We start from the raw sequence: 23632 nt of genomic DNA, 5'->3' as shown, positions 1-23632 counted from the left end.
ATTTTTCATGTTTAATCTAAGCTTTAAATTTTAAAGGCAGGTGAACCACTTTTTTAGTTTCAAAAAATTCATCTTCAAATATTTCTGCTAAGTCATACAGAGTAGTATTTGGAAAATCTTTTAATTCTTCGGCTAGATCTCCTCCTTTTAAGTATAGAATTCCGTTTTTCAAAGTATGTTTATGCTGCTTTTTAATTTTGTCTTTTATCCAAGAAACAAAATCTGGCATATTGGTTACGGCGCGGCTAACAATAAAATCAAAATCACCTTTTACTAATTCTGCTCGCTTTTGTTCCGCTTTTACGTTCTTTAATTCTAATGCATCAACAACACCTTGAACTACTTTTATTTTCTTTGCGATTACATCAATTAAATAAAAACGTGTTTCAGGAAAAAGAATCGCCAACGGAATTCCAGGAAAACCACCTCCAGTTCCAACATCAAGAACTGTTGCTCCCGGCTCAAATTTCATTATTTTAGCAATTCCTAATGAATGCAAAATGTGTTTTGTATATAAGGCATCAATATCTTTTCTAGAAATCACATTGATTTTTTCATTCCAATCGTGGTATAAAAAGTCTAATTTTTGAAATTGTTCGATTTGAAGATCGGTCAAATCAGGAAAATATTTCAATATCTCATCCATTGCTCTAAATTTTTAACAAAAGTACTACTTTACGATTGAAATATTTAACTCAATTTTGCAAATTGAAAATTTATAATAATTACCTTTGAAAACTATTTAAATTAATTATGAATAACACTGCTCCAACTTTTGCAAGGCAAGACAATCTGAAGTTTTTCAGAACACTTAACTCTCGGGTAAACAATTACTTTAAAGAGAACAACATTCAGAAGACCGGAAACTGGAAGCTGCACCTAAAAGCTGTTATTCTGTTCGCGGTTTTTCTTACTCCGTATTTTTTAATTCTTACACTTAATATGCCATTTTGGGTAATGCTGCTTTTATCGATCGTAATTGGTATTGGTATGGCTGGTGTTGGAATGAATGTAATGCACGATGGAAATCATGGTTCATATTCGAACATAAACTGGATCAACAAATTTATGGGAGGTACTATTTATGTACTGGCAGGAAATGTTTACAACTGGCAGGTACAACATAATGTGCTTCATCATACTTATACCAATATTCCTGGACATGACGAAGATTTAGATGCTGGAAGAATTATCCGTTTTACGCAAGATGCAAAATGGCATAGCTTTCACCGTTTTCAACATTATTATTCTGTTTTCTTATATGGATTATTGACTTTCAATTGGGCAATTACTACCGATTTTAAGCAAATGAGAAACTACCTTAAAAGAAAATTATCTTATGGTGAACCAAAAAGCCCAAAAATTCTTTGGACAACTTTAATCATCACAAAAGTCATTTACGTGTCAATTTGGATTGTTTTACCAATTGTAATCGGAATTACATGGTGGAAAGTTCTTCTTGGCTTTTTCGTAATGCATTACACAGCAGGATTAATCTTAAGTGTTGTTTTTCAATTGGCTCACGTTGTAGAACACACTACAAATCCAACGCCAAATGAATTGGGAGAAATGGACAATACTTGGGCAATTCACCAATTGTTTACTACAACAAATTTTGCTCCAAAAAATGCAATTGTTAACTGGTACACAGGAGGATTAAATCATCAAATCGAACATCATATTTTTCCAAATATAAGTCACATTCATTATGGTAAAATTGCAAAAATCGTAAAAGAAACAGCAAAGGAATGCAACTTACCTTATTACGAATACAAAACAATGCGAAGCGCTATTATAGCACACTTTAAGCATTTACGCGATTTAGGAATGAAACCTGAATTATCTGTTTAAGCTAAAAAAATCTATTAATAATAACCTTCCTTAATTAAACCTTGAAAATTAAGGACATTCAAAATTTTTATAATGAACCATATTCTTTCAGACAGAATCAACAACCTTGCGACTTCACAAACATTAGCAATGGCAGCATTAGCTCGCGAATTAAAAGCACAAGGAAAAGACATTATCAGTTTAAGTTTAGGTGAGCCTGACTTTAATACACCTGACTTTATTAAAGAAGCTGTTAAAAAAGCAGTAGACGAAAATTATAGCACATACTCTCCAGTAGAAGGTTACCTTGAATTAAGAGAAGCAATCTGCAGAAAATTTAAAAGAGATAACGGATTAGAGTACAAACCAACTCAAATTGTAGTTTCTACAGGAGCAAAACAATCTTTATACAACATTGCACAAGTAATGTTAAACGACGGTGACGAGGTTATTTTGCCTGCACCATATTGGGTTTCATATTTCGAAATCGTTAAACTTTCAGGCGGAGTTCCTGTTGAAGTTCCAACTTCTGTAGATACAGATTTCAAAATTACACCTGAACAACTAGAAGCTGCTATCACACCAAAAACAAAAATGATGTGGTTCTCTTCTCCTTGTAATCCTTCAGGATCTGTTTACAGCAGAGAAGAATTAACAGCTCTTGCAAAAGTTTTAGAAAAACACCCAAATATTTACGTAGTTGCAGATGAAATCTATGAGCACATTAATTTCTCTGGAACTTTCTGCAGTATCGGTTCAATCCCAGGAATGTTAGAAAGAACAATCACTGTAAACGGAGTTGCAAAAGCTTTCGCAATGACAGGATACAGAATTGGTTATATCGGAGCTCCGGAATTCATCGCAAAAGCATGTACAAAAATTCAAGGACAAGTAACATCTGGAGCAAATTCTGTAGCACAACGCGCTACAATTACAGCAGTAGACGCAGATCCAAGTGTATTAAACCACATGGTTCAGGCTTTCCACACACGTAGAGATTTAGTTGTTGGATTATTAAAAGAAATTCCAGGAGTAAAAATCAACGTTCCAGAAGGAGCTTTTTACGTTTTCCCAGACGTTTCTTCTTTCTTCGGAAAAACATTAAAAGGAACTGAAATTAAAGACGCAAACGATGTTTCAATGTATCTTTTAGCAGAAGCTAACGTTGCAACTGTAACAGGAGATGCTTTCGGAAATCCAAACTGTATTCGTTTCTCTTACGCAACAAGCGACGATATTTTAAAAGAGGCATTACGCAGAATCAAAGAAGCTTTGACTGCATAACAACATAAATAAGTTTTATTAAAAACGGCTTAAGGTTCAAAAGTTTCATCACTTTTATACTTTAAGCTGTTTTTTTTTATGGCTTTATTTTGGGCGTGTCCCACCGAAAAAGGCGGGTCGGGCTTTCGGCTATATCTTTTATTCCGCTCCACTCCGTAAAAGGATACCGCCTCAATCCCTCACGCAAACGGTAAAACAAGAAAATTCATTTTCAAAAAGAAACTTAAGTTCCAATTCTAAAACTTTATTAAAGTCCCTACAACTCTTCAAAAATGAAATAATACTCCCGAAGAAACTAAATCCTCTTTTATGTTCTATTAAAAATTGAAATACCATATTTTTATATCAAAATACAATAAGACAAAATAGTATCCTATGAAAAAAGTAATTCTAGATTTAGCTGTAACCTTAGATGGTTTTATTGAAGGTCCAAATGGAGAAATCGATTGGTGCATTATGGACGACGAGATAGACTTTGATGCTTTTTTATCAGGTATAGATACTATTTTTTATGGGCGGGTAAGTTATAATTTTTGGGGTAATTACGAGCCAGAAGCAAATGCAAGTAAAGCCGAACAAATGCTTTGGAAAGGAGTACATTCAAAAAAGAAATATGTTTTTTCAAGTCAAAGCAACCAAAATAGCAATGCAACATTTATAAATTCTGATATTGCAACAAAGGTAAATGAGATTAAAGCACAATCTGGAGGTGATATTTGGCTGTATGGCGGAGCAAGTCTTATTAAAACTTTTATCCAATTAAACCTTATTGACACATACAGAATATCAGTTCATCCAATAGCTCTTGGAAGCGGTAAACCATTATTTGAAGATTTAAAAGAAAGACTCGAATTAACATTACTTAAAACCAATATTTTCAAATCAGGAGTGGTACAGCTTATTTATGAACCAACTAAATAAACAAAAACTTCATTTATCATCATTCCATATTAAGTTAACAATTTCAAAAAAATCCCTCTATCATTAGCAAACTCAAATATTTTATAAGACCTTTGCACACTTTTTTTCGGGAATACCACAAAAGTCTAAAGTTTTAGAAATGAAGAAGAAAATCGAAATATTAGCTCCTGCTAAAGATTTAATTGGAGGAATGGCAGCCATCAACAGTGGCGCCGATGCAGTATATATTGGTGCGCCTCAATTTGGTGCGCGTTCTAACGCCAACAATTCTATTGAAGATGTTGCGGCTTTAGTACAATATGCGCATTTATTTAACGCTCAGGTTTTTGTCGTTATGAATACTATTTTGTACGATAACGAATTAGAAACTTGTCGTTCAATGATCTGGGAATTATACGATATTGGTGTTGATGCCTTGATCATTCAGGATATGGCGATTATGGAAATGGACTTACCTCCTATCGTACTTCACGCCAGCACACAAGCCAATAATCGTGATGCTGATAAAATTAAATTCTTAAAAGATGCCGGAATCAAACGTGTCGTTTTAGCACGTGAATTGAACTTGCATCAAATTAAAACCATTTACGACGAAGCTGATGTCGAATTAGAGTTTTTCGTAACCGGAGCTTTATGTGTTTCTTTCAGCGGAAACTGTTATATGAGTGTGGCCAATGGAGAACGCAGCGCTAATCGTGGTTCTTGCGCGCAAAACTGCCGTTTACCATATAACTTAATCGACGGAAACGGAGAAACTTTAATCAAAAACAGTCACTTGCTTTCGATAAAAGATTTAGATATTTCAGAACAAATTCCAAATTTAATTGAAGCCGGAATCGTTTCTTTCAAAATTGAAGGCCGATTAAAAGATGTCGTTTACGTAAAAAACAACGTTTCTTATTTACGTCAAAAACTAGACAGTTATTTAGAAGGTGCAGGAAGTGAAAAATACACAAAAGCTTCTTCTGGAACTTGTACTTATACTTTTGATTCTTCTTTAAACAGAACTTTCAATCGCGGTTATACGGATTATTTTGTAAATGAAAGACACAGCTCGATTGGTTCTTGGGAAAGCCCAAAATCAAAAGGTCAATATATTGGTAAATTAATCAGAACCGTTGGAAACGCTTACGAAATCGAAAACGGCGAATTATTAAACAATGGCGACGGACTTTGCTTCATCAACGAAAATAATGAAGCAGACGGAATTTACGTAAACAAAGCCGAAAACGGTAAAATTTACCCGAACGTTCTAAAAGAAGTAAAAGACGGAACTTTCATCTACAGAAATAACGATGCTGCTTTCATCAAAATTGTAGAAAGAGAAGACAGTGCGGTTCGTAAATTAAGCACCACTTTATTACTTACAGAAACTGAAAACGGTTTTGAATTAATCGCAACCGATGAAGACGGAAACGTAAGCATCGTTAATTTAGAACACGCAAAAGAGCAAACCAAAACCGGCGAATCAATCGAAGAAAACATTAAAACGCAATTAGCAAAAACAGGTTTTACGCCTTACACTGCCAATGAAATCAACATTATGTTTTCGCAAAACTGGTTCCTTCCTATTTCAAAAATCAACGAAATGCGAAGAACCGTTTACGATCAGTTAACCGAAATTCGTTTGAAAAATTACAAACGCGAAGAGCACCAAATGGTGAAAACGTCACATCCGTATCCTGAAACCAAACTGGATTTCATGTACAATGTTTCGAATAAAACTGCTCGTAAATTCTACGAACGTCACGGTGTAACCGAAATCGAAAAAGCATTCGAATTACAATGGGATCCAGGAAAATCTCGTGTAATGACAACCAAATATTGTATCAAATACGAATTAAAAAAATGTCCGATACACCAAAAAGACATAGTTGGTGTCAAGGTAAAAGAACCTTTGGTTTTAAAACAAGGCGAACTTGAATACAAACTAAAATTCAACTGCAAACCCTGCGAAATGGAAATTTGGGAAAAAGATGCCGAATTCGAAATTGAAGAAGATCATTTTCATTAACATACAAACCGATACTTTTAAAAGAAGTATCGGTTTTTTATTTTGGGCGTGTCCCGCCGAAAAAGGCGGGTCGGGCTATCCATTACAAGTCCTCGCACTTCCTTCGTCAGGCTGTGGGCTTTCCACTTCTATCCCTCACGCGAACGGGTTTACAAGAACTTTTACGTTTATAATTTTCCACAATCTTGTCATTTCGAGGAATGAGAAATCGCACGTGGGATTCCACAAAGTAAAGCATCAATCTTTGTCGAGTTTCTCGCGAAGATTTCTCCTTACGTCGAAATGACAAACTGCATGGTTACTTTATATAAAAATGAATTACTATTTAAATTAAAATCTGCCGAATCTGCAAAATCTGCGTGAGAAAATCTTTGTGAACTTTTTTTATCCTGCTATTTCCACAATCTTGTCATTTCGACGTAAGGAGAAATCGCACGAGGGATTCCACAAAGTAAAGCACAAATCTTTGTCGAGTTTCTCGCGAAGATTTCTCGTTCCTCGAAATGACAAACTATATGGTTACTTTGTCTAGAAAGTATATTCTAAGCTAAAATAAAATCTACTGAATCTCCAAGATCTAAGTGAGAATAAATTCCATTTTATTTATCTTTACTCTGGAAATAAATTCAACTAGAGTTTTACAAAATATCTTCTCAGAATTATCAGAATGAATAAAAAAGAAAAATCTTTGATCTTAAATTTCTTCCAAATAACAGAAGAATTACGAAAAGAACAAATTATAAATAGCTCAAGATATTTAGGAGATATAGCTGAGTATATTTGCGAAACAATTTATTCATTAAAATTATGTGATAACAAGAGAGAAATTGGATATGATGCGGTTGATCTTGAAACCAAAAAAATAAAATATCAGATAAAAATTAACAACAGCACAGAAAAAACTAATCAACATATAGGTAACAAAGAACATTATAATTATCTATTACTTTTAATTACATCAGATAGCAAATTGTATTCTTCAAATCTTAAACACAAAATTGCAGTTTATAAATTTGCAAAAGAAGATTTACCAAAAACAAAAAATATTGCAAAAACTTTCATCTCAAAATTTGAACCTGAATTATACCTTGATGAGAATCTAAATATTGTAAAAAAATGAAAATACTACTCCTAGGTTCAGGCGAATTAGGCAAAGAATTTGTCATTGCCGCACAACGAATCGGACAAACCATAATTGCAGTCGATAGTTACGAAAATGCACCAGCCATGCAGGTCGCTCATGGTTTTGAAGTCATCAATATGCTCGACGGCGAAGCTTTAGATAGAATCGTAGCCAAACATAAACCAGACTTTATAGTTCCCGAAATAGAAGCCATTCGCACTGAACGTTTTTATGATTACGAAAAACAAGGAATTACCGTTGTTCCTTCAGCGAAAGCGGCAAACTTTACCATGAACCGTAAAGCCATTCGCGATTTAGCAGCAAAAGAGTTAGGTTTAAAAACAGCCAAATATCAATACGCAACTTCAGCAGAAGAATTGCAAAAAGCCGTTCAGGAAGTTGGAATTCCATGTGTGGTAAAACCTTTAATGTCTTCATCAGGAAAAGGGCAATCGACTATAAAAACCGAAAGTGATATCGAAAAAGCCTGGCAATATGCCGTTGCAGGCTCACGTGGCGATGTAATTGAAGTGATCGTTGAAGCATTTGTCGATTTCAATTCGGAAATTACACTTTTAACTATTACTCAAAATGGAAATCCAACTTTGTTTTGTGCTCCAATTGGGCATCGACAAGAGCGCGGTGATTATCAAGAAAGCTGGCAGCCGGCTCAGGTTTCTGAGGCTGATTTGTACGAAGCGCAGGATATGGCCGAAAAAATTACCGAAGCACTTGGCGGAGCAGGACTATTTGGCGTTGAATTTTTCTTAACCAACGACGGCGTTTATTTCTCAGAACTCTCTCCCCGTCCACATGATACTGGAATGGTAACTTTGGCAGGAACACAAAACTTCAACGAATTTGAATTGCATTTAAGAGCAATCTTAAGTCTTCCAATTTTTGAAATTACTTTAGAAAAAGCTGGAGCAAGTGCAGTAATTTTAGCATCCGAAGATTCAACAAATCCAACTTTTAGCGGAATTGAAAAAGTAGCGGCTTTACCAAAAACTGATTTCAGAATATTTGGAAAACCAACTTCAAGACCGTATCGTCGTATGGGAGTTGTTTTAAGCCACGATTCATTAGCAACTCCAATAGAAAATGTAACCGAACGCGCCAAAGAAACGGCGAAATTAATAACTATAAACTCTTAAAAATGAAAAAACTTATATTCATGATTTTCCTATTTGTTGGCATCTCAACTCAGGCTCAAAGTAAAAAAGTAATTGATAAACCAACAGTTGTAGAAGCTGCCTGCGGAGAATGTCAATTTGGAATGAAAGGTAAAAGCTGTGATCTAGCCATTCGCATTGATGGAAAAACGTATTTCGTTGACGGAACAAAAATCGATGATCATGGTGATGCACACGCTCAAGATGGATTTTGCAATGCTGTCAAAAAAGCAACAGTAACAGGAACAATCGAAAAAAATCGTTTTAAGGCCACTTCATTCACTTTAGTAAACGAAAAATAATGGCTTTGATTCTTGAAAATATTGCTAAACATGTTTCACTAACACCCGAAGAACAAGCTCTTTTTCTGTCTAAAACAGAAACACATACTTATAAAGCCAAAACTATTTTACTAAGTGCTGGAGAAGTATGCAAACATTCGTATTTTGTAAACTCTGGAATTTTAAGAAGTTTCAACATCAACGATAATATTGTAGAGCACGTTCTTTCATTTGCCTGTGAAGGCTGGTGGATGAGCGACATGTACAGTTATTTTTCACAAAAACCAGGACAGCTTTTTATTGAAGTTTTAGAAGATGCAGAAGTCGTTTCTTTATCCAAAGAGAACCAAGAGCAATTGTTTCTTGAGATTCCAAAACTAGAACGCTTTTTTAGAATTCTAATTGAAAATTCATTGGTCGCTAATCAACAAAGATTAATGGATAATCTAAGTTTACCCGCCGAAGAACGTTTCGATAAATTCTGCAAAAAATATGGAACATTGGTTCATAAAGTTCCTCAAAAACAAATCGCATCTTTTATAGGAGTAACACCAGAGTTCTTCAGCAAAATGAAAGCTAGACTTTTAAAGAAATAATTTTTTTTGCCTCTCCCGATAGCTGTCCGGATTGACAGATTAAAAAAGATTTAAAAAAAAATAACGACACGAGTTTCACGAATTAGCACTAATTTTTATTTGATTTTTAACCCAATTTAATTAGTGAAAATTTGTTTAATTCGTCGCGAAAAAATAAAGCCAGTTCTTTGAACTGGCTTTTCTTTTGAATTAAAATTGCTCAACCTCTGTAGAATGTTTCATTGCAGTCGTTGAAGATTTCCCAATCATAACGGTATTTTGAACGGCATCGAAATAAGAAGTTCCTACGAAAGCTTGATGTTTTACAGCTCTGAATCCGTTTTTCTGTAAAGCAAATTCACGTTCTTGCAATTCAGAATAACCTGCCATTCCACGTTCTTTATAAGCTCTGGACAATTCAAACATACTTGTGTTCAAAGCATGAAATCCTGCCAAAGTAATAAACTGAAATTTATAGCCCATTGCAGCTAAATCTTCTCTAAACGTTTCCATTTCGGCAACCGTTAATTTTGCGGCCCAATTAAAAGATGGAGAACAATTGTACGCCAGCATTTTATCTGGGAATTCTTTTTTCATAGCCGTTGCAAACTTTCTCGCAAATTCTAAATCGGGATTACTGGTTTCCATCCAAATTAAATCAGCGTAAGGTGCGTAACTCAAACCTCTTGCAATTCCCTGCTCGATTCCATTATTTACATAGAAAAAACCTTCACTCGTTTTTTCACCAGTTAAAAATTTTCTATCTCTTGGGTCAGCATCACTCGTTAATAAATTAGCTGCATCTGCATCTGTTCTCGCAACGATTAGAGTTGATACTCCCATAACATCTGAAGCCAAGCGTGCTGCAATCAATTTATTAATCGCTTCCTGAGTCGGAACCAAAACCTTTCCGCCTAAGTGTCCGCATTTTTTAGCAGAACTCAACTGATCTTCAAAATGAACTCCAGAAGCTCCCGCTTCAATCATCGATTTCATTAATTCGAAAGCATTTAAGTTGCCGCCAAAACCCGCTTCTGCGTCAGCCACAATCGGAACCAAATAATCTTTTTTATCTTCAATATTATTTACAGTCTGAATTTGATCTGCACGCAATAAAGCGTTGTTGATCTTTTTTACCACCATCGGAACGCTGTTTACTGGATAAAGCGATTGATCAGGATACATTTCTCCCGCTAGATTTGCATCAGCAGCAACCTGCCATCCGCTCAAATAAATCGCTTCTAAACCGGCATCAACTTCCTGAATTGCCTGATTTCCAGTCAACGCACCCAAACCAGCCACAAAATCCTGACTTTTTAACTTTCTCCATAATTTTTGCGCTCCCATTTTGGCAATAGAATGCTCAATATGATACGAACCCTGAAGTGTAACTACTTCACTCGCAGTGTAAGGACGTTCAACACCTTTCCATCTTGGGTTTGTAATCCAATCGTTAATCAATTCCTGAATTCTGTCTTCTGTTGTTTTCATAAATAGTTTAAGTTAAAGTGGTTAGTAAGTAATAGTTTTATGATATTTTAGATTTCCTGCAAGGTCTTTTTTTGACCTTGTAGGTATTCGTAATCACGATCACGATACCTACAAGGTTTTTAAAACCTTGCAGGAATTCCAATCCATTCTTTTACAAATATTTGTAACACGGAATTGTTAAGAAATCAACGAAATCAGGATTAACTACTAATCTTTCCAGTACTTTTTCAGCCAGCGGAAATTGTTGTTTTTCATGATTTTCCTCTCCTAATTCATCTTTTATTTTTCTGAATTCATCCAAAGCCAATTCGTGATAATAAGCCAAATCTAATTTTCGTCCATTATCCAAAAGCACTTTATTCTGAAGCCATTGCCACAATTGAGATCTCGAAATTTCAGCTGTCGCTGCATCTTCCATCAAATTATGCAAAGCTGCAGCGCCTTGTCCATTTAACCATGAAGCCAGATATAAAACGCCAACGTTAATATTTTTTCGAACACCGTTTTCCGTGATGATTCCAATTGGTGGTTCAATCAAATCTTCTTCCGTAATTTTTCGATGTTCTCTTTTTATATGAATTTGATTCGGAGTCGGCATTCCTTTATCAAAAATTTCTTTTGCCAACGAAACTAAGTCCGGATGCGCAACCCAAGTTCCATCGTGACCGTTTCGAACTTCACGCTCTTTATCAGTTTTGACTTTTGCGAAAGCAACTGCATTGGCTTCTTCATTATTTCGAATCGGAATCTGTGCTGCCATTCCGCCAATCGCATGAATCCCTCTTTTATGACATCTTTGAATAACCAAATTTGAATAGGCGTTCATAAAAGGTGAAGTCATGTTTACTTGATCGCGATCTGGAACAATGAATTTTGGATTCTTACGGAATTTCTTGATATAAGAAAAGATATAATCCCAACGCCCGCAGTTCAAGCCGACGATATGTTCTTTCAATTCGTAAATAATTTCATCCAGCTGAAAACTTGCCGTAATAGTTTCAATCAAAACCGTCACTTTTACAGTTCCTCTTTTCAGTTTTAAATAATCCTCAGTAAAATCAATTACATTATTCCACCAACGTGCTTCTAGATAATGTTCTAATTTCGGAATGTAGAAATACGGCCCAGAATTATTTTCTAAAAGTCGTTTATGATTATGAAAAACATACAATCCAAAATCTACCAAAGAACCTGAAACTTCATTTCCCTCAATTACAAGATGCTTTTCTGGCAAATGCAAACCTCTTGGACGTACAATCAGCGTTGCAATTTTCTCATTTAAATGATAAGACTTTTGCTTTACCAAATCAGTATATGTAATTGTCTTGTTTACGGCATCAATTAAATTCACTTGTCCGTCCATTAAATTTTGCCAGGTTGGTGAAGTACTGTCTTCAAAATCGGCCATAAAAGTTTTCGCTCCAGAGTTCAACGCATTGATGATCATTTTACGGTCAACTGGTCCTGTAATCTCCACTCGTCGGTCTAATAAATCTTTTGGGATTTCGCCAGCTGTCCAATTACCTTCTCTAACGCTTTTTGTCTCCGGAATAAAAACAGGCATGATTCCTTGATCGAAAGCGACTTGTTTTTGATCGCGTTGTAAAAGCAGTAATTTTCGCTGCGATTCGAATTTTCTATGCAATTCGGTTATAAAAACAATCGCTTCTTCTGTCCAGATCTTTGGATAACGAAGCTTCTTTTCGGCTAAAAATTCCATTGCCGTCTCGGTAATTTCTAATTGGTTTTTCATAGCTGTGATTTTATTTTTTATTAGAAAAAAATCTCATCGTCACGTTATCTTTCATCCGTTTCAGGATATAAAAACCATAACTTTTTGATCTTTAACAATTTCTACGCCACAATATTAGAAAAAAGTTTTTTACAAAACAAGCGAACGTTCGCTAAAAATGAAAAATAATTTTTTGGCGATTATTTTTATATTAGTTATATTTGGTTCATGGATATCGAAAAAGACTATATAAAGCTGATCTTCGGACTAAAATTGAAGCAGGTTCGTACGCAAAAAAATCTTTCACTTTTTGGCTTAGCCAAATTGACAAATCTTTCAAAATCGTATTTAAACGAAATTGAAAAGGGAAAAAAATATCCAAAAACAGATAAAATTTTATTGCTCTGCGAACATTTGGACGTGACTTACGACCAAATGGTGTCTTTAAAACTCGATAATAACCTCGCTCCGATTGGCGAAATCTTAAAATCAGGAATTTTAAAAGAGATTCCGTTAGAACTTTTCGGAATTCAGGAAGCAGATTTAATTGATATTATTGCCAATGCTCCTGCAAAAGTCAATGCTTTTATCAGTACAATTATTGAAATCGCTCAACACTATAATTTAAGTCGGGAAAGTTTCTTTTTAGCCGCTTTACGTTCGTATCAGGAAGCGCACAGTAATTATTTTGAAGATTTAGAAGAAAAAGTAATTGCGTTTTCGAAGTCGTTTCAGATAAACTTAGATTCTAAGATTACGATAGAAGAATTAGAAGCGATTTTAAAAGAAGAATACGAATACAAAATTCAGGAAATTGCTTTTACAGATCAGGAAGCTTTGGGCGATCTGCGTTCGATTTACGTTCCGAAAAGTAAAACTTTATTGCTTTCAACAGAAATTGATGCTCCACAAAGAGCTTTTATTTTAGCTAAAGAAATCGCTTATAACTATTTGAAAATTTCTGATCGTTTATTGACTTTCAGCTGGATTAAGTTTGAAAATTTCGATCAGGTTTTAAATAATTTTTATGCTTCTTATTTTGCCGGCGCTTTATTATTACCAAGAAAATTGGTTGTTGACAAAGTAAATGCTTTTTTAACTAATGAAAAACCTAATCCGGAAGAATTCGTATCGTTGATTGAAAGCTTCGAAGTCTCACCAGAATCATTTTATCAAAGATTAACGAATTTATTACCAAAAGATTTTCAGCTCAAAAACTTATTCTTTTTAAGAATGTCTCATAAAATGGGTTCAGACGTTTATCAAATTAAAAAAGAATTGCACATTACCAATCAGCAAGAACCACACGCCAACGAAACCAACGAACATTATTGCAGAAGATGGGTTTCGGTAAAAACCATAGATGAAGCCATCAAACAAAACAAACCGCACTTTTTTGATGCCCAGATTTCGAGTTACGTTCATAGCGGAAACGAATATTTGGTTTTTTCATCGGCAACTAAAGATCCTTTTTTGCACGATACTATTAGAAGTATCTCTGTTGGAATTTTAATTAATCCGACTATGAAAAAGAAATTCAAATTCATTGAAGGAAAACCGCTTGTTAAAAGAATTGTTGGTGTTACTTGTGAGACTTGTGATGTAAAAGATTGTCTTGAAAGAGCCTCTCCTCCAATTGAATTGGAAAAGAAAAAACGTCACGAGAATACGGATGCGGTTGTACAGCAGTTTATTTCTCAGTATAGCTAAGTGTTTTTTAATCTCGCAAAGTCGCGAAATCGCAAAGCTTATTTTTCTTGAGCATAATTTTTAACACTATCTTGTTATCTCGACGGAGGAGAGATTCACACAAGCAGCTTGACAAAGCATTAAAATCCCAAAACTGTAAGCAATGAAATTATTCAACTCCATTTTCCTTTTACTTCTAATGACTTTTTCAAGTTGCTTAGGCCAAGTTACTTCAAACAAAGAGAAAACTAATATTTCAAAACCGACAGCTAATATTGAAGAATTAGAAATGGAAGTAAATAATGGAGGATTTAATCAGTACTTTTTTAATTCAAGTGGTCAAAATTGTTTTGAAACATTAAAATCATTAAAGAAAAATAAAAAGTTTAAAACCGCAAAAATTCTTGAATCGGCAATTAATTTAATTAATCCAAAAAAACTATCCAATGAAGATTTGATTAAAAAACTCCGAAATCGAGAAGTTGAAGAACTTAACAATGAAAAAATAAATACACAATTAGAACTCTTGGATTTAGAGTTTTACAAATATCCTGATGGAAATTTACAAGAGTAATCTACACCAATCTTTGTCGAGTTACTTGTAGAGACCACTCCTTCGTTCCTCAGGATGTCAAACTGTGCGGTTACTTTCTTTTTAAGCTATACATACAACGACTTATAAAAATGAATCTTCTAGCATAGCCCCGATAGAAGTGAAAATCCTTTTGTGTCCGCCGCGGCGGACACAAAAGATTGCAACGGATAGCGGGACGTCACGTCTTTTGAAAATCAAAATTTCTGCTTCAAAAAAATTACAGCAAAAAACCTTAGCATCTCAGCATCTTAGAACCTCAGAACCTTTTCTTAATCTACATTAAGTGCTTTTCTTTGACCATGACCGTATCTTTGCACTATAAAATTAACAAAACATACAAAATCATGGAAAATATAGTATTGCACAAAGCAGAAACAAGAGGAAATGCAAATCACGGATGGTTGAACGCTTATCACAGCTTTAGTTTTGCGAGCTGGTACAATCCAGATAGAATTCAGTTTGGAGCACTTCGTGTTTTGAACGATGATACAATTGCAGGTGGAATGGGTTTTGGAACGCATCCTCACGATAATATGGAAATCATTACGATTCCGCTAGAAGGTGATTTGGCTCATAAAGACAGCATGGGAAATACCGAAATCATCAAAAATGGTGATATTCAGGTGATGAGTGCCGGAACTGGAATTCAGCATAGTGAGTTTAATCCTAACGCAGATCAACAGACTAAATTATTGCAAATCTGGTTGTTTCCAAATAAAAGAAATGTTACGCCTCGTTACCAACAAATTACTTTAGATGTTGCTGACAGACACAATAAATTAGCTCAGGTTTTATCTCCAAATGCAGATGATGAAGGTGTTTGGATTCATCAAGATGCTTGGTTTAATATGGGAAATTTTGATGCAGGAATTGCAACAGAATATAAAATCAAAAAAGAAGGTAACGGAGTTTATGCTTTTGTTTTGAAAGGAAATGTCACCATCAATGGTCAGGAATTAAACACTCGTGATGCTGTTGGAATTTCAGGAACTGACATTTTAAACATTAAAGCAAACACAGACGCTGAATTTTTATTGATGGATATTCCGATGAACTATTAATTCAAAGATTACAATTAATATTTTTTTTAGAAACGATATTTAAGTTGATTTTCAACTTATTATCGTTTCTTTTTTTGTTCAAATTTTACTAAAAATAAAAAAGAAAACGTAATTTTATTAGATGAAAATTGGTCTTAATTCACTTAAAACTAACTATTAAAATTTTCAATCATGAATCCAGACAACTTAATTAAAGAATACACAAATGGCGAAGTAACGATTGTTTGGCAATCTGGAAAATGCATACATTCTGCTAATTGCGTAAAAAACAATCCGGATGTTTTTCGTCCCAAAGAAAAACCATGGATTGTGGCCGAAGCTTCGACTTCTGAAAAAATTATCGAAACGGTAAAAAAATGCCCTTCGGGTGCGTTGACATTTTATATGAATAACAAAAGCTAAGCTTTAAGCATTAGTTTTTCTTCCCACAGATTTCACAGATTAAAGTGATTTTTTTTGCCACGAATTCACGAATTATTTTTTACAATCCTTGAGAAAAAATTTGTGAATTCGTGGCTATATTTTTTCTAAAATCTTTTTAATCTGTGAATCCCGATAGCTATCGGGAGTGGCAAATAACATCACATTTTTTATTTCTTAATCTAGGTTAAGTGCGTTACGCTTACTACCACCGTAACTTTGTCCTATCAAAATGAAACAAACAAATAAATTAATTATTTAAAAAAATAAAATTATGGCAACTACAAAATGGTCAATTGACCCAACACACTCAGAAATTGGTTTTAAAGTGAAACACATGATGTTTACAAATGTTTCAGGAAAATTTGGAACTTATGATGCAACAATTACTTCAGACGGAGATAATTTCGAAAATGCAGCGATTGAATTTTCTGGCGATATCGCTTCAATCGACACTGCAAATGCAGACAGAGACGGACATTTAAGAAGCGGAGATTTCTTTGATGCCGAAAATCATCCGAAATTGGCTTTCAAAGCTTCCTCTTTCAAAAAAGTAAACGATGGAGAATATGAATTAACTGGTGATTTAGATATTAAAGGGATTTCTAAAACTGTAAAATTCCCTGTAGAATTTAGCGGAACTATGACTGATCCTTGGGGAAATACAAAAGTAGGTTTAAACATTGAAGGAAAAATCAACCGTAAAGATTGGGGTTTAAACTGGAATTCGGCTCTTGAAACTGGAGGTGTTTTAGTAGGTGAAGAAGTAAAATTAAACATTGAATTACAATTTGTAAAACAAGCTTAATACTTTATAATACGTTTTAATTTGGTTGGTTAAGAAGCCTGCACTTTTTTTAGGAAGTGCAGGCTTTTTTGTTTGCCAAGAATTACACGAATTTCCACGAATTATTTTTTTGCCACAGATTAAAAGGATTTTCACAGATTATTTATTCTCACAATACAGGAAAAAAAATCTTTTTTAATCTGTGGCAAAAAAAATAGAAAATAATAATTCGTGGAAATTAGTGTAATTCGTGGCTAAAAAATCAGCGAATTGTATTTCGGAATTCTGTTGGAGACATTCCTGTTTGTTTTTTGAAGAATCTGGAGAAATAGGAATAATCTTCGTAACCTACTTTAAAAGCCACTTCATTTACTGCTAATTGTTTATCAATTAGCATTCTCTTTATTTCTAAAATCACACGATCTGTAATCACTTCTGTGGCAGTTTTCTGCAGAATTTCATTGCAGATTCGGTTTAAATGTTTTAGCGTAATATTTAGCTTTTCCGCATAGAAAGACGGGAGTTTTTCTGTTCTAAAATATTCTTCCAATAACGATTCAAACTTGTTGATTTTAATATTATACGAATGTGTTTGATGCGAATAGGTCTCACTGTACTTACGAGCGATTTCAATATGAATTGAATCTAACAAATTCAACATTTTATCCAATTGATATTTCGCATTTTCATTACTTTCCTGAATCAGTAAATTAAAATACGAAAGAATTCTAGGAATTTCTTTTTCTTCAAAAACCATTTCAGGACGATTATGGATCGAATGGTAAAAATTATAATCGTTGATATTTTTTTGTCCGAAATATAGATTATACAATTCCTGAGAAAAAATAATTACAAAACCCTCTACATCTTCAGACAAACTCCAATGATGCATTTGCCCAGGCTGCAGCACAAACAAACTACCTCTTTTTATTTCGAATTGATCAAAATCGACTTCGTGCAATCCAGAGCCTTTTGTAAAAAATACCATTAAGTAAGAATCATGACGATGCGGTTCTTCGACAAAACTGTGGCTTTTTAGATGTTCTTTAAATGTATTTACATAAAAATCGCGATGAATATCATTGCAGTTAAAATTCTGAACACTATAAACAGGATATTTTTTCATATATGTAGAATTTGTTTTTTTTTATTGATCACATGCACAATCGTATATTCACTTTTTTCATTTACGAAGTCGTTTAAGGTCGCGATGCTATAAAAATGTCTTTATTGTGCTATAATCAGCGAAGATATAAAAAAGCCTTTTATAATACTCTGAATTACCTTTGTATAAATAAAAAATAACAAAATCATGTCAAGCGCATTAACTCATATCTTAAGCAACGAATGTCCTATTTGTCATAAAGGAAAAGTGTTTACAGACAAAAATATTTTTTTGACTTTTGGTCTTCCAAAAATGAATGAATACTGTAGTCATTGCAATTACAAATTTCAAAAAGAGCCTGGTTATTTCTTTGGTGCGATGTACGTAAACTACGGATTAACAGTTGCTCAAGGAATCGCGACCTATTGTATTGCACAATTTTTCTTTGAGAAAAATTTCGATTTAAGAATCATTCCAATCATAGCAGTTGTCATAACTTTACTCACTTCTTTTAATTTAAGATTTTCGAGGTTAGCATGGATTTACATGTTTAAGGATTATACGAAATAAAAAAGTGTTATTTTTGCCTTTCAATTGAAACTAATTTCAATTCCAAAAAATAAAAAACAAATTAGACAAATGAAAGCATACGTATTTCCAGGTCAAGGCGCACAGTATACAGGAATGGGCAAAGACTTATATGAAAACTCGGCTTTAGCCAAAGAATTATTCGAAAAAGCTAATGAAATTTTAGGTTTTAGAATTACTGATATTATGTTTGAAGGCACTGCCGAAGAACTAAAAGAAACTAAAGTTACACAGCCTGCTGTATTTTTGCACTCTGTTATCCTGGCTAAAACTTTAGGAGATGATTTTAAACCAGAAATGGTTGCCGGACATTCTTTAGGAGAATTTTCAGCTTTGGTTGCCAACGGAACTTTATCTTTTGAAGACGGATTAAAATTGGTTTCTCAACGTGCTCTTGCTATGCAAAAAGCCTGTGAAATTACTCCATCTACAATGGCCGCAGTTTTAGGTTTAGCAGATAATATTGTTGAAGAGGTTTGTGCTTCTATCGATGGAATCGTGGTTGCCGCGAATTACAACTGCCCAGGACAATTAGTAATTTCTGGAGAAACTACTGCTGTTGAAAAAGCTTGTGAAGCGATGAAAGCTGCAGGAGCAAAACGTGCTTTAATTTTACCTGTTGGAGGCGCATTTCATTCACCAATGATGGAACCTGCAAGAGAAGAATTAGCAGCTGCGATTGAAGCAACAACTTTCTCTACTCCTATTTGCCCAGTATATCAAAACGTAACTGCAAATGCAGTTTCTGATGCAAACGAAATCAAAAAGAACTTAATTATTCAATTGACTGCTCCAGTTAAATGGACTCAATCTGTACAACAAATGATTGCTGACGGCGCTACTTTGTTTACAGAGGTTGGACCAGGAAAAGTATTAGCTGGTTTGATTAATAAAATTGACAAGGAAGCTGCTACTGCTAATGCTTAAATTTTAGTATTCAGTGATCCGTTTTTTAGTGATCAATTAAAAACTATAGATATAAAAAAATCCCAAATGATAATCATTTGGGATTTTTATTTATATCGAATTATTAACGGCTGATCACTAAATCAAGAACAAACTTTCTGTTCCCATTTCCAAGCGCTTGCCATCGCTTCGTCTAAACTTAATTGAGCTTTCCAGCCTAAAACATTATTTGCTTTATCTGTATTTGCATAAGCTTCGGTAATATCACCTTCACGACGCGGCATAATTTTATAAGGCAGCTTTTTACCACTCACTTTTTCAAAACTTTGAATTACTTCTAGAACTGAACTTCCTTTTCCCGTTCCCAAATTGAAAGTTTCTACTTTTGCCAAATTCTTTTTATTCAACAAACGCTGTAATGCAATTACGTGCGCTTTCGCTAAATCTACGACATGAATATAATCACGAACGGCAGTTCCATCAGGTGTTGGATAATCATCTCCAAAAACGGATAACTCCTTACGAATTCCTATTCCAGTTTGCGTAATAAATGGCACTAAATTTTGAGGAACACCAATTGGCAATTCTCCGATTTCATTTGTAGAATGTGCCCCAACTGGATTAAAATAACGCAGCAAAATAGCATTGATATTAGTTACTTTTGCTGTATCTGAAATAATTTCCTCTCCAATTTGTTTCGTATTTCCATAAGGAGACATCGCGGTTTGCACTGGAGCATCTTCTGTAATTGGCATTTTTTCGGCTTGACCGTAAACCGTACAAGACGAACTAAAAATAAAACTTGCTTCTGGTTTTTGTTGTAATTCCTGTAAAAGATAAACTAAAGTGTTAATGTTGTTTTCATAATACAACAATGGATTTTCAACACTTTCTCCAACTGCTTTCGACGCTGCAAAATGAATTACCCCAGTAACATCGTTATGTTTTTTAAAGAAATCCTGAACGGCACTTTTTTCTCTTAAATCAATTTTTTCAAACAAAGGCGTTTTTCCTGTAATTGCTGTAATTCCCTTTAAAACATCTTCGGTAGAGTTTGAAAGATTATCAATTATCACAACTTCAAAGCCTTCATTTTGCAATTCGACTACGGTATGAGAACCAATAAATCCTAATCCTCCTGTTACTAATACTTTCATTTTGTGGTTGTTTTGTGCTGTTGTTTATTTGGTTTAATTATTTTATTTATTCAAAAATTCCAAAACAGAATCGGTAATAAATTTAATTTGTTCATCATCAAGTTCTGTATGCATTGGTAAAGCGATAACCTCTTTTACTAATTGATTTGTAACTGGAAATTGCTCTTCTTTATAACGAGAATCTACATATGCTTTTTGAGAGTGCAACGGAATTGGATAATAAATTGCACATGGAATTCCTTTATCTAATAAATGCTGCATCAAAGCATTTCTATCAGCATCTAAAATTCTTAATACATACTGATGAAAAACGTGATCGTTTTCATTTGCATCAAAATCCGGCGTAATAATATGTGCATTTCCAGCGAAAGCTGCATTGTATTTTGTTGCTGCTAAACGACGTGCTTTATTATATTCATCCAACAAAGGCAGTTTTGCATTTAAAACCCCAGCTTGAATACTGTCTAAACGTGAATTTACTCCAACAACATCATGATGATAACGCTCATACATTCCGTGATTTACAATTCCGCGGATTATGTGCGCTAATTTATCATCATTTGTAAAAATTGCTCCTCCATCTCCATAACAACCAAGATTTTTAGAAGGAAAAAATGAAGTCGCAGCAACATGTCCGATAACCCCAACTTTACTTTTTGTTCCTGATTTAGAAATATAATCAGCACCAATAGCCTGAGCATTATCTTCAATTACATATAAATTATGTTCAGCAGCAATTTCCATAATCGCATCCATATTTGCGGCGCGACCAAATAAATGAACTGGAACAATCGCTTTCGTTTTTGGTGTAATTGCCTTTTTAATGGCTTCAATATCAATATTCATATTTACCATATCAACATCAACCAAAACAGGTGTTAATTGCAGAAGCGCAATAACCTCAACAGTTGCTGCAAAAGTAAAATCGGCAGTAATAACTTCGTCTCCCGGTTTTAAATCCAATCCCATCATAGCGATTTGTAAAGCATCAGTTCCATTTGCACACGGAATTACATGTTTTGCTCCTAAATAATCTTCAAGATTTTTTTGAAATTGATGTACTAAAGGTCCGTTTATATAAGTATTAGTATCTAAAACTTCTTGAATCGAAGCATCAACAGTAGTTTTTATTTTTTCATATTGACTCTTTAAGTCAACCATTTGAATTTTTTTCATTTTCAATATATTTTTAAAATTAAAGATCTGTTTTACTATCAGATTCTCTAAAAGGAGGAACAAAAATAGTTATTTAATAACTTCAAACCATGAAAATAGTCGAAAGAAATGTAATTTAGCCACAAAAATAAACAGATGCTTTTTCTATATAATTTAGTTATTTCTATTGCGGGCTTTTTTCTGAAAATTGTCGCCCTTTTTAGTCCGAAAATTAAGCTTTTCGTTGAGGGACGAAAAAACGTTTTTGCAATTTTAGAAGAAAAAATAAAACCTTCAGACAAAACTATTTGGTTTCACTCGGCTTCACTTGGCGAATACGAACAAGGTCTTCCTGTAATTGAAAAAATCAAAGAAAAATATCCTTCTCACAAAATCATTGTTACCTTTTTTTCTCCTTCAGGATATGAGGTACGTAAAAACAATACTGTTGCCGATGCAACCGTTTATTTGCCATTAGACTCTAAAAGCAACGCAAAACACTTTCTAAAACTCGTTCACCCTGAATTTGTCTTTTTCATTAAATATGAGTTTTGGCTTAACTATTTAAAGGAGCTGGAGAAAAGTAAAACACCAACCTATTTGATTTCAGGAATTTTTAGAGACAATCAGATGTTCTTTAAATGGTACGGCGGATTTTATAGAAATGCTCTAAAAGCTTTTACCTTCTTTTTTGTTCAGAACGAAAGTTCGAAACAAAAAATCGAAGCAATTGGTTTTAAAAATGTAGTTATCTCCGGCGACACTCGTTTTGACAGAGTCGCAGCAATTTTAGAGAGAGACAACAAGCTTGATTATATCGAAAATTTCAAAAACAATCAACCTGCGATAGTCATAGGCAGTTCTTGGCCGAAAGATGAAGCTTTAATAGCCGAATATATCAATCAAGCACCAGACAATATAAAATTCATTATTGCCCCGCATAATATCAAAACTGATCAAATTGCTGCATTAAAATCACTCCTTACTAAATCTACTGTTTTATATTCAGAAAAAGAAGGCAAAGATCTATCTAATTATAATGTCTTTATAATAGATACTATTGGACTTCTTACCAAGATTTACAGTTATGCCGCAATCGCATATGTAGGAGGCGGTTTTGGAAATCCAGGAATTCATAATATTTTAGAACCAGCCACATTTGGAATTCCGATTGTAATAGGACCAAATTTTGCAAATTTTGCAGAAGCTGTATCTTTAGTAGAACTAAAAGGATGTATTCCTGTATCTACTTTTAGCGAATTGAAGATTGTTTTTGATCGTTTGTTAAACGATGATGCCTTTTTTAAAGAAAAAAGCAAAATCTGTAAATCATTTATTGAAGAAAACAAAGGTGCAACAAGCACTATAATGACAACCATTTCATAAGCGTTCTTTCTCTTTCTACGTTTTATGATTCTTATTTTTACATTGTGTACACATTTACACATTATGTTCTTATCTATGATCTTATAAATTCGTTAAGAAAAGAAAACAAATCATAAATAAGAGGTTTAAAACCACTCATTTCAATAAAGAATATTCACTAAATAATAATTTGCACAGAAAAATAAACAATTTAAGATAACTTTATCATTCTGGCACATTATTTGTTAACTAAGATAAACGTGAGCAATGAAAATATTTTAAAAAAAAAATAAAAAAATATTTTACATATTAAAAAATTTATATCTTTGCCACGAATTAATAATTAACCTTTTATAATAAAGTAAGATGAAAAAAGTATTT

At 33.8% G+C, this 23632-nt stretch carries 22 protein-coding genes; 16 read left to right on the top strand and 6 right to left on the bottom strand.

What is annotated here, in order from left to right:
• Positions 1–16 precede the first annotated feature (16 nt).
• The gene (gene rsmG, locus B0A81_RS11640) at positions 17–646 is read right to left on the bottom strand and encodes a 16S rRNA (guanine(527)-N(7))-methyltransferase RsmG (RefSeq protein ID WP_089058199.1); all 630 of its coding nucleotides are present in this window, start codon (positions 644–646) and stop codon (positions 17–19) included.
• Positions 647–753: 107 nt separating this feature from the next.
• Here rsmG and B0A81_RS11635 point away from each other — a divergent pair, with 107 nt between their 5' ends.
• The 8 genes from B0A81_RS11635 to B0A81_RS11600 all read left to right on the top strand — a co-directional run bounded on the left by B0A81_RS11635 (position 754) and on the right by B0A81_RS11600 (position 9221).
• Positions 754–1851, top strand: a complete 1098-nt coding sequence (locus B0A81_RS11635; protein WP_089058198.1) for a fatty acid desaturase family protein — start codon at positions 754–756, stop codon at positions 1849–1851.
• A 72-nt stretch (positions 1852–1923) separates the two neighbouring features.
• A complete protein-coding gene (locus B0A81_RS11630; RefSeq protein WP_089058197.1) occupies positions 1924–3114 on the top strand; it encodes a pyridoxal phosphate-dependent aminotransferase in 1191 nt (396 codons plus the stop codon).
• 375 nt (positions 3115–3489) lie between these two features.
• Complete coding sequence (locus B0A81_RS11625; protein ID WP_089058196.1) at positions 3490–4035, top strand: dihydrofolate reductase family protein; 546 nt, start codon at positions 3490–3492, stop codon at positions 4033–4035.
• 139 nt (positions 4036–4174) lie between these two features.
• Entirely contained in the window at positions 4175–6049 is a 1875-nt protein-coding gene (locus B0A81_RS11620) for a peptidase U32 family protein (protein WP_089058195.1), read from the top strand.
• A gap of 667 nt (positions 6050–6716) precedes the next feature.
• On the top strand, positions 6717–7169 hold the full coding sequence (locus B0A81_RS11615; protein WP_089058194.1) for a hypothetical protein: 453 nt from the start codon (positions 6717–6719) through the stop codon (positions 7167–7169).
• Entirely contained in the window at positions 7166–8326 is a 1161-nt protein-coding gene (purT, locus tag B0A81_RS11610) for a formate-dependent phosphoribosylglycinamide formyltransferase (protein ID WP_089058193.1), read from the top strand. Before B0A81_RS11615 ends, purT begins: the two co-directional genes overlap by 4 nt.
• A gap of 2 nt (positions 8327–8328) precedes the next feature.
• Complete coding sequence (locus B0A81_RS11605) at positions 8329–8646, top strand: DUF6370 family protein (RefSeq protein ID WP_089058192.1); 318 nt, start codon at positions 8329–8331, stop codon at positions 8644–8646.
• Positions 8646–9221 (top strand): Crp/Fnr family transcriptional regulator, encoded by a 576-nt coding sequence (locus B0A81_RS11600; protein WP_068844176.1) that lies wholly within the window; start codon positions 8646–8648, stop codon positions 9219–9221. The genes B0A81_RS11605 and B0A81_RS11600 overlap by 1 nt, the downstream gene beginning before the upstream one ends.
• Before the next feature lie 189 nt (positions 9222–9410).
• Here B0A81_RS11600 and aceA read toward each other — a convergent pair whose 3' ends face one another.
• Both aceA and aceB read right to left on the bottom strand, forming a co-directional pair.
• On the bottom strand, positions 9411–10691 hold the full coding sequence (gene aceA, locus B0A81_RS11595) for an isocitrate lyase (protein ID WP_089058191.1): 1281 nt from the start codon (positions 10689–10691) through the stop codon (positions 9411–9413).
• A gap of 151 nt (positions 10692–10842) precedes the next feature.
• Positions 10843–12444, bottom strand: a complete 1602-nt coding sequence (gene aceB, locus B0A81_RS11590; RefSeq protein ID WP_089058190.1) for a malate synthase A — start codon at positions 12442–12444, stop codon at positions 10843–10845.
• Positions 12445–12651: 207 nt separating this feature from the next.
• Between aceB and B0A81_RS11585 the strand changes: the two genes are divergently transcribed.
• From B0A81_RS11585 to B0A81_RS11565, 5 genes are all read left to right on the top strand, one after another.
• Positions 12652–14133, top strand: a complete 1482-nt coding sequence (locus B0A81_RS11585; protein ID WP_089058189.1) for a helix-turn-helix domain-containing protein — start codon at positions 12652–12654, stop codon at positions 14131–14133.
• Positions 14134–14275: 142 nt separating this feature from the next.
• Positions 14276–14686, top strand: coding sequence for a DMP19 family protein (locus B0A81_RS11580; protein ID WP_089058188.1), 411 nt, complete (start codon positions 14276–14278; stop codon positions 14684–14686).
• A 365-nt stretch (positions 14687–15051) separates the two neighbouring features.
• Positions 15052–15768, top strand: a complete 717-nt coding sequence (locus tag B0A81_RS11575; protein ID WP_089058187.1) for a pirin family protein — start codon at positions 15052–15054, stop codon at positions 15766–15768.
• 171 nt (positions 15769–15939) lie between these two features.
• Positions 15940–16170 (top strand): (4Fe-4S)-binding protein, encoded by a 231-nt coding sequence (locus B0A81_RS11570; RefSeq protein WP_089058186.1) that lies wholly within the window; start codon positions 15940–15942, stop codon positions 16168–16170.
• A 292-nt stretch (positions 16171–16462) separates the two neighbouring features.
• Complete coding sequence (locus B0A81_RS11565; RefSeq protein WP_089058185.1) at positions 16463–16996, top strand: YceI family protein; 534 nt, start codon at positions 16463–16465, stop codon at positions 16994–16996.
• A 241-nt stretch (positions 16997–17237) separates the two neighbouring features.
• On the opposite strand, the gene B0A81_RS11560 is transcribed toward B0A81_RS11565, so the two are convergent.
• A complete protein-coding gene (locus B0A81_RS11560) occupies positions 17238–18101 on the bottom strand; it encodes a helix-turn-helix domain-containing protein (protein WP_089058184.1) in 864 nt (287 codons plus the stop codon).
• 186 nt (positions 18102–18287) lie between these two features.
• On the opposite strand from B0A81_RS11560, the gene B0A81_RS11555 reads away from it, so the two are divergent.
• Together B0A81_RS11555 and fabD are read left to right on the top strand one after the other, a co-directional pair.
• Entirely contained in the window at positions 18288–18650 is a 363-nt protein-coding gene (locus tag B0A81_RS11555) for a DUF983 domain-containing protein (RefSeq protein WP_071636409.1), read from the top strand.
• A 69-nt stretch (positions 18651–18719) separates the two neighbouring features.
• Positions 18720–19595: an ACP S-malonyltransferase gene (fabD, locus tag B0A81_RS11550; protein ID WP_089058313.1), complete on the top strand. Its 876-nt coding sequence runs from the start codon at positions 18720–18722 to the stop codon at positions 19593–19595.
• Positions 19596–19717: 122 nt separating this feature from the next.
• Here the strand turns inward: fabD and galE are convergent, their stop codons facing one another.
• Positions 19718–20731: a UDP-glucose 4-epimerase GalE gene (gene galE / locus B0A81_RS11545; RefSeq protein ID WP_089058183.1), complete on the bottom strand. Its 1014-nt coding sequence runs from the start codon at positions 20729–20731 to the stop codon at positions 19718–19720.
• Between the two features lie 42 nt (positions 20732–20773).
• Positions 20774–21907, bottom strand: coding sequence for a DegT/DnrJ/EryC1/StrS family aminotransferase (locus tag B0A81_RS11540; protein ID WP_089058182.1), 1134 nt, complete (start codon positions 21905–21907; stop codon positions 20774–20776).
• Positions 21908–22042: 135 nt separating this feature from the next.
• On the opposite strand from B0A81_RS11540, the gene B0A81_RS11535 reads away from it, so the two are divergent.
• Positions 22043–23272, top strand: a complete 1230-nt coding sequence (locus B0A81_RS11535; RefSeq protein ID WP_089058181.1) for a 3-deoxy-D-manno-octulosonic acid transferase — start codon at positions 22043–22045, stop codon at positions 23270–23272.
• Positions 23273–23632 lie beyond the last annotated feature (360 nt).

Origin of the sequence: Flavobacterium plurextorum (assembly GCF_002217395.1) — a bacterium.
Taxonomy (GTDB): Bacteria; Bacteroidota; Bacteroidia; order Flavobacteriales; family Flavobacteriaceae; genus Flavobacterium; species Flavobacterium plurextorum.
This window is presented reverse-complemented; position numbering and strand designations above follow the sequence as displayed.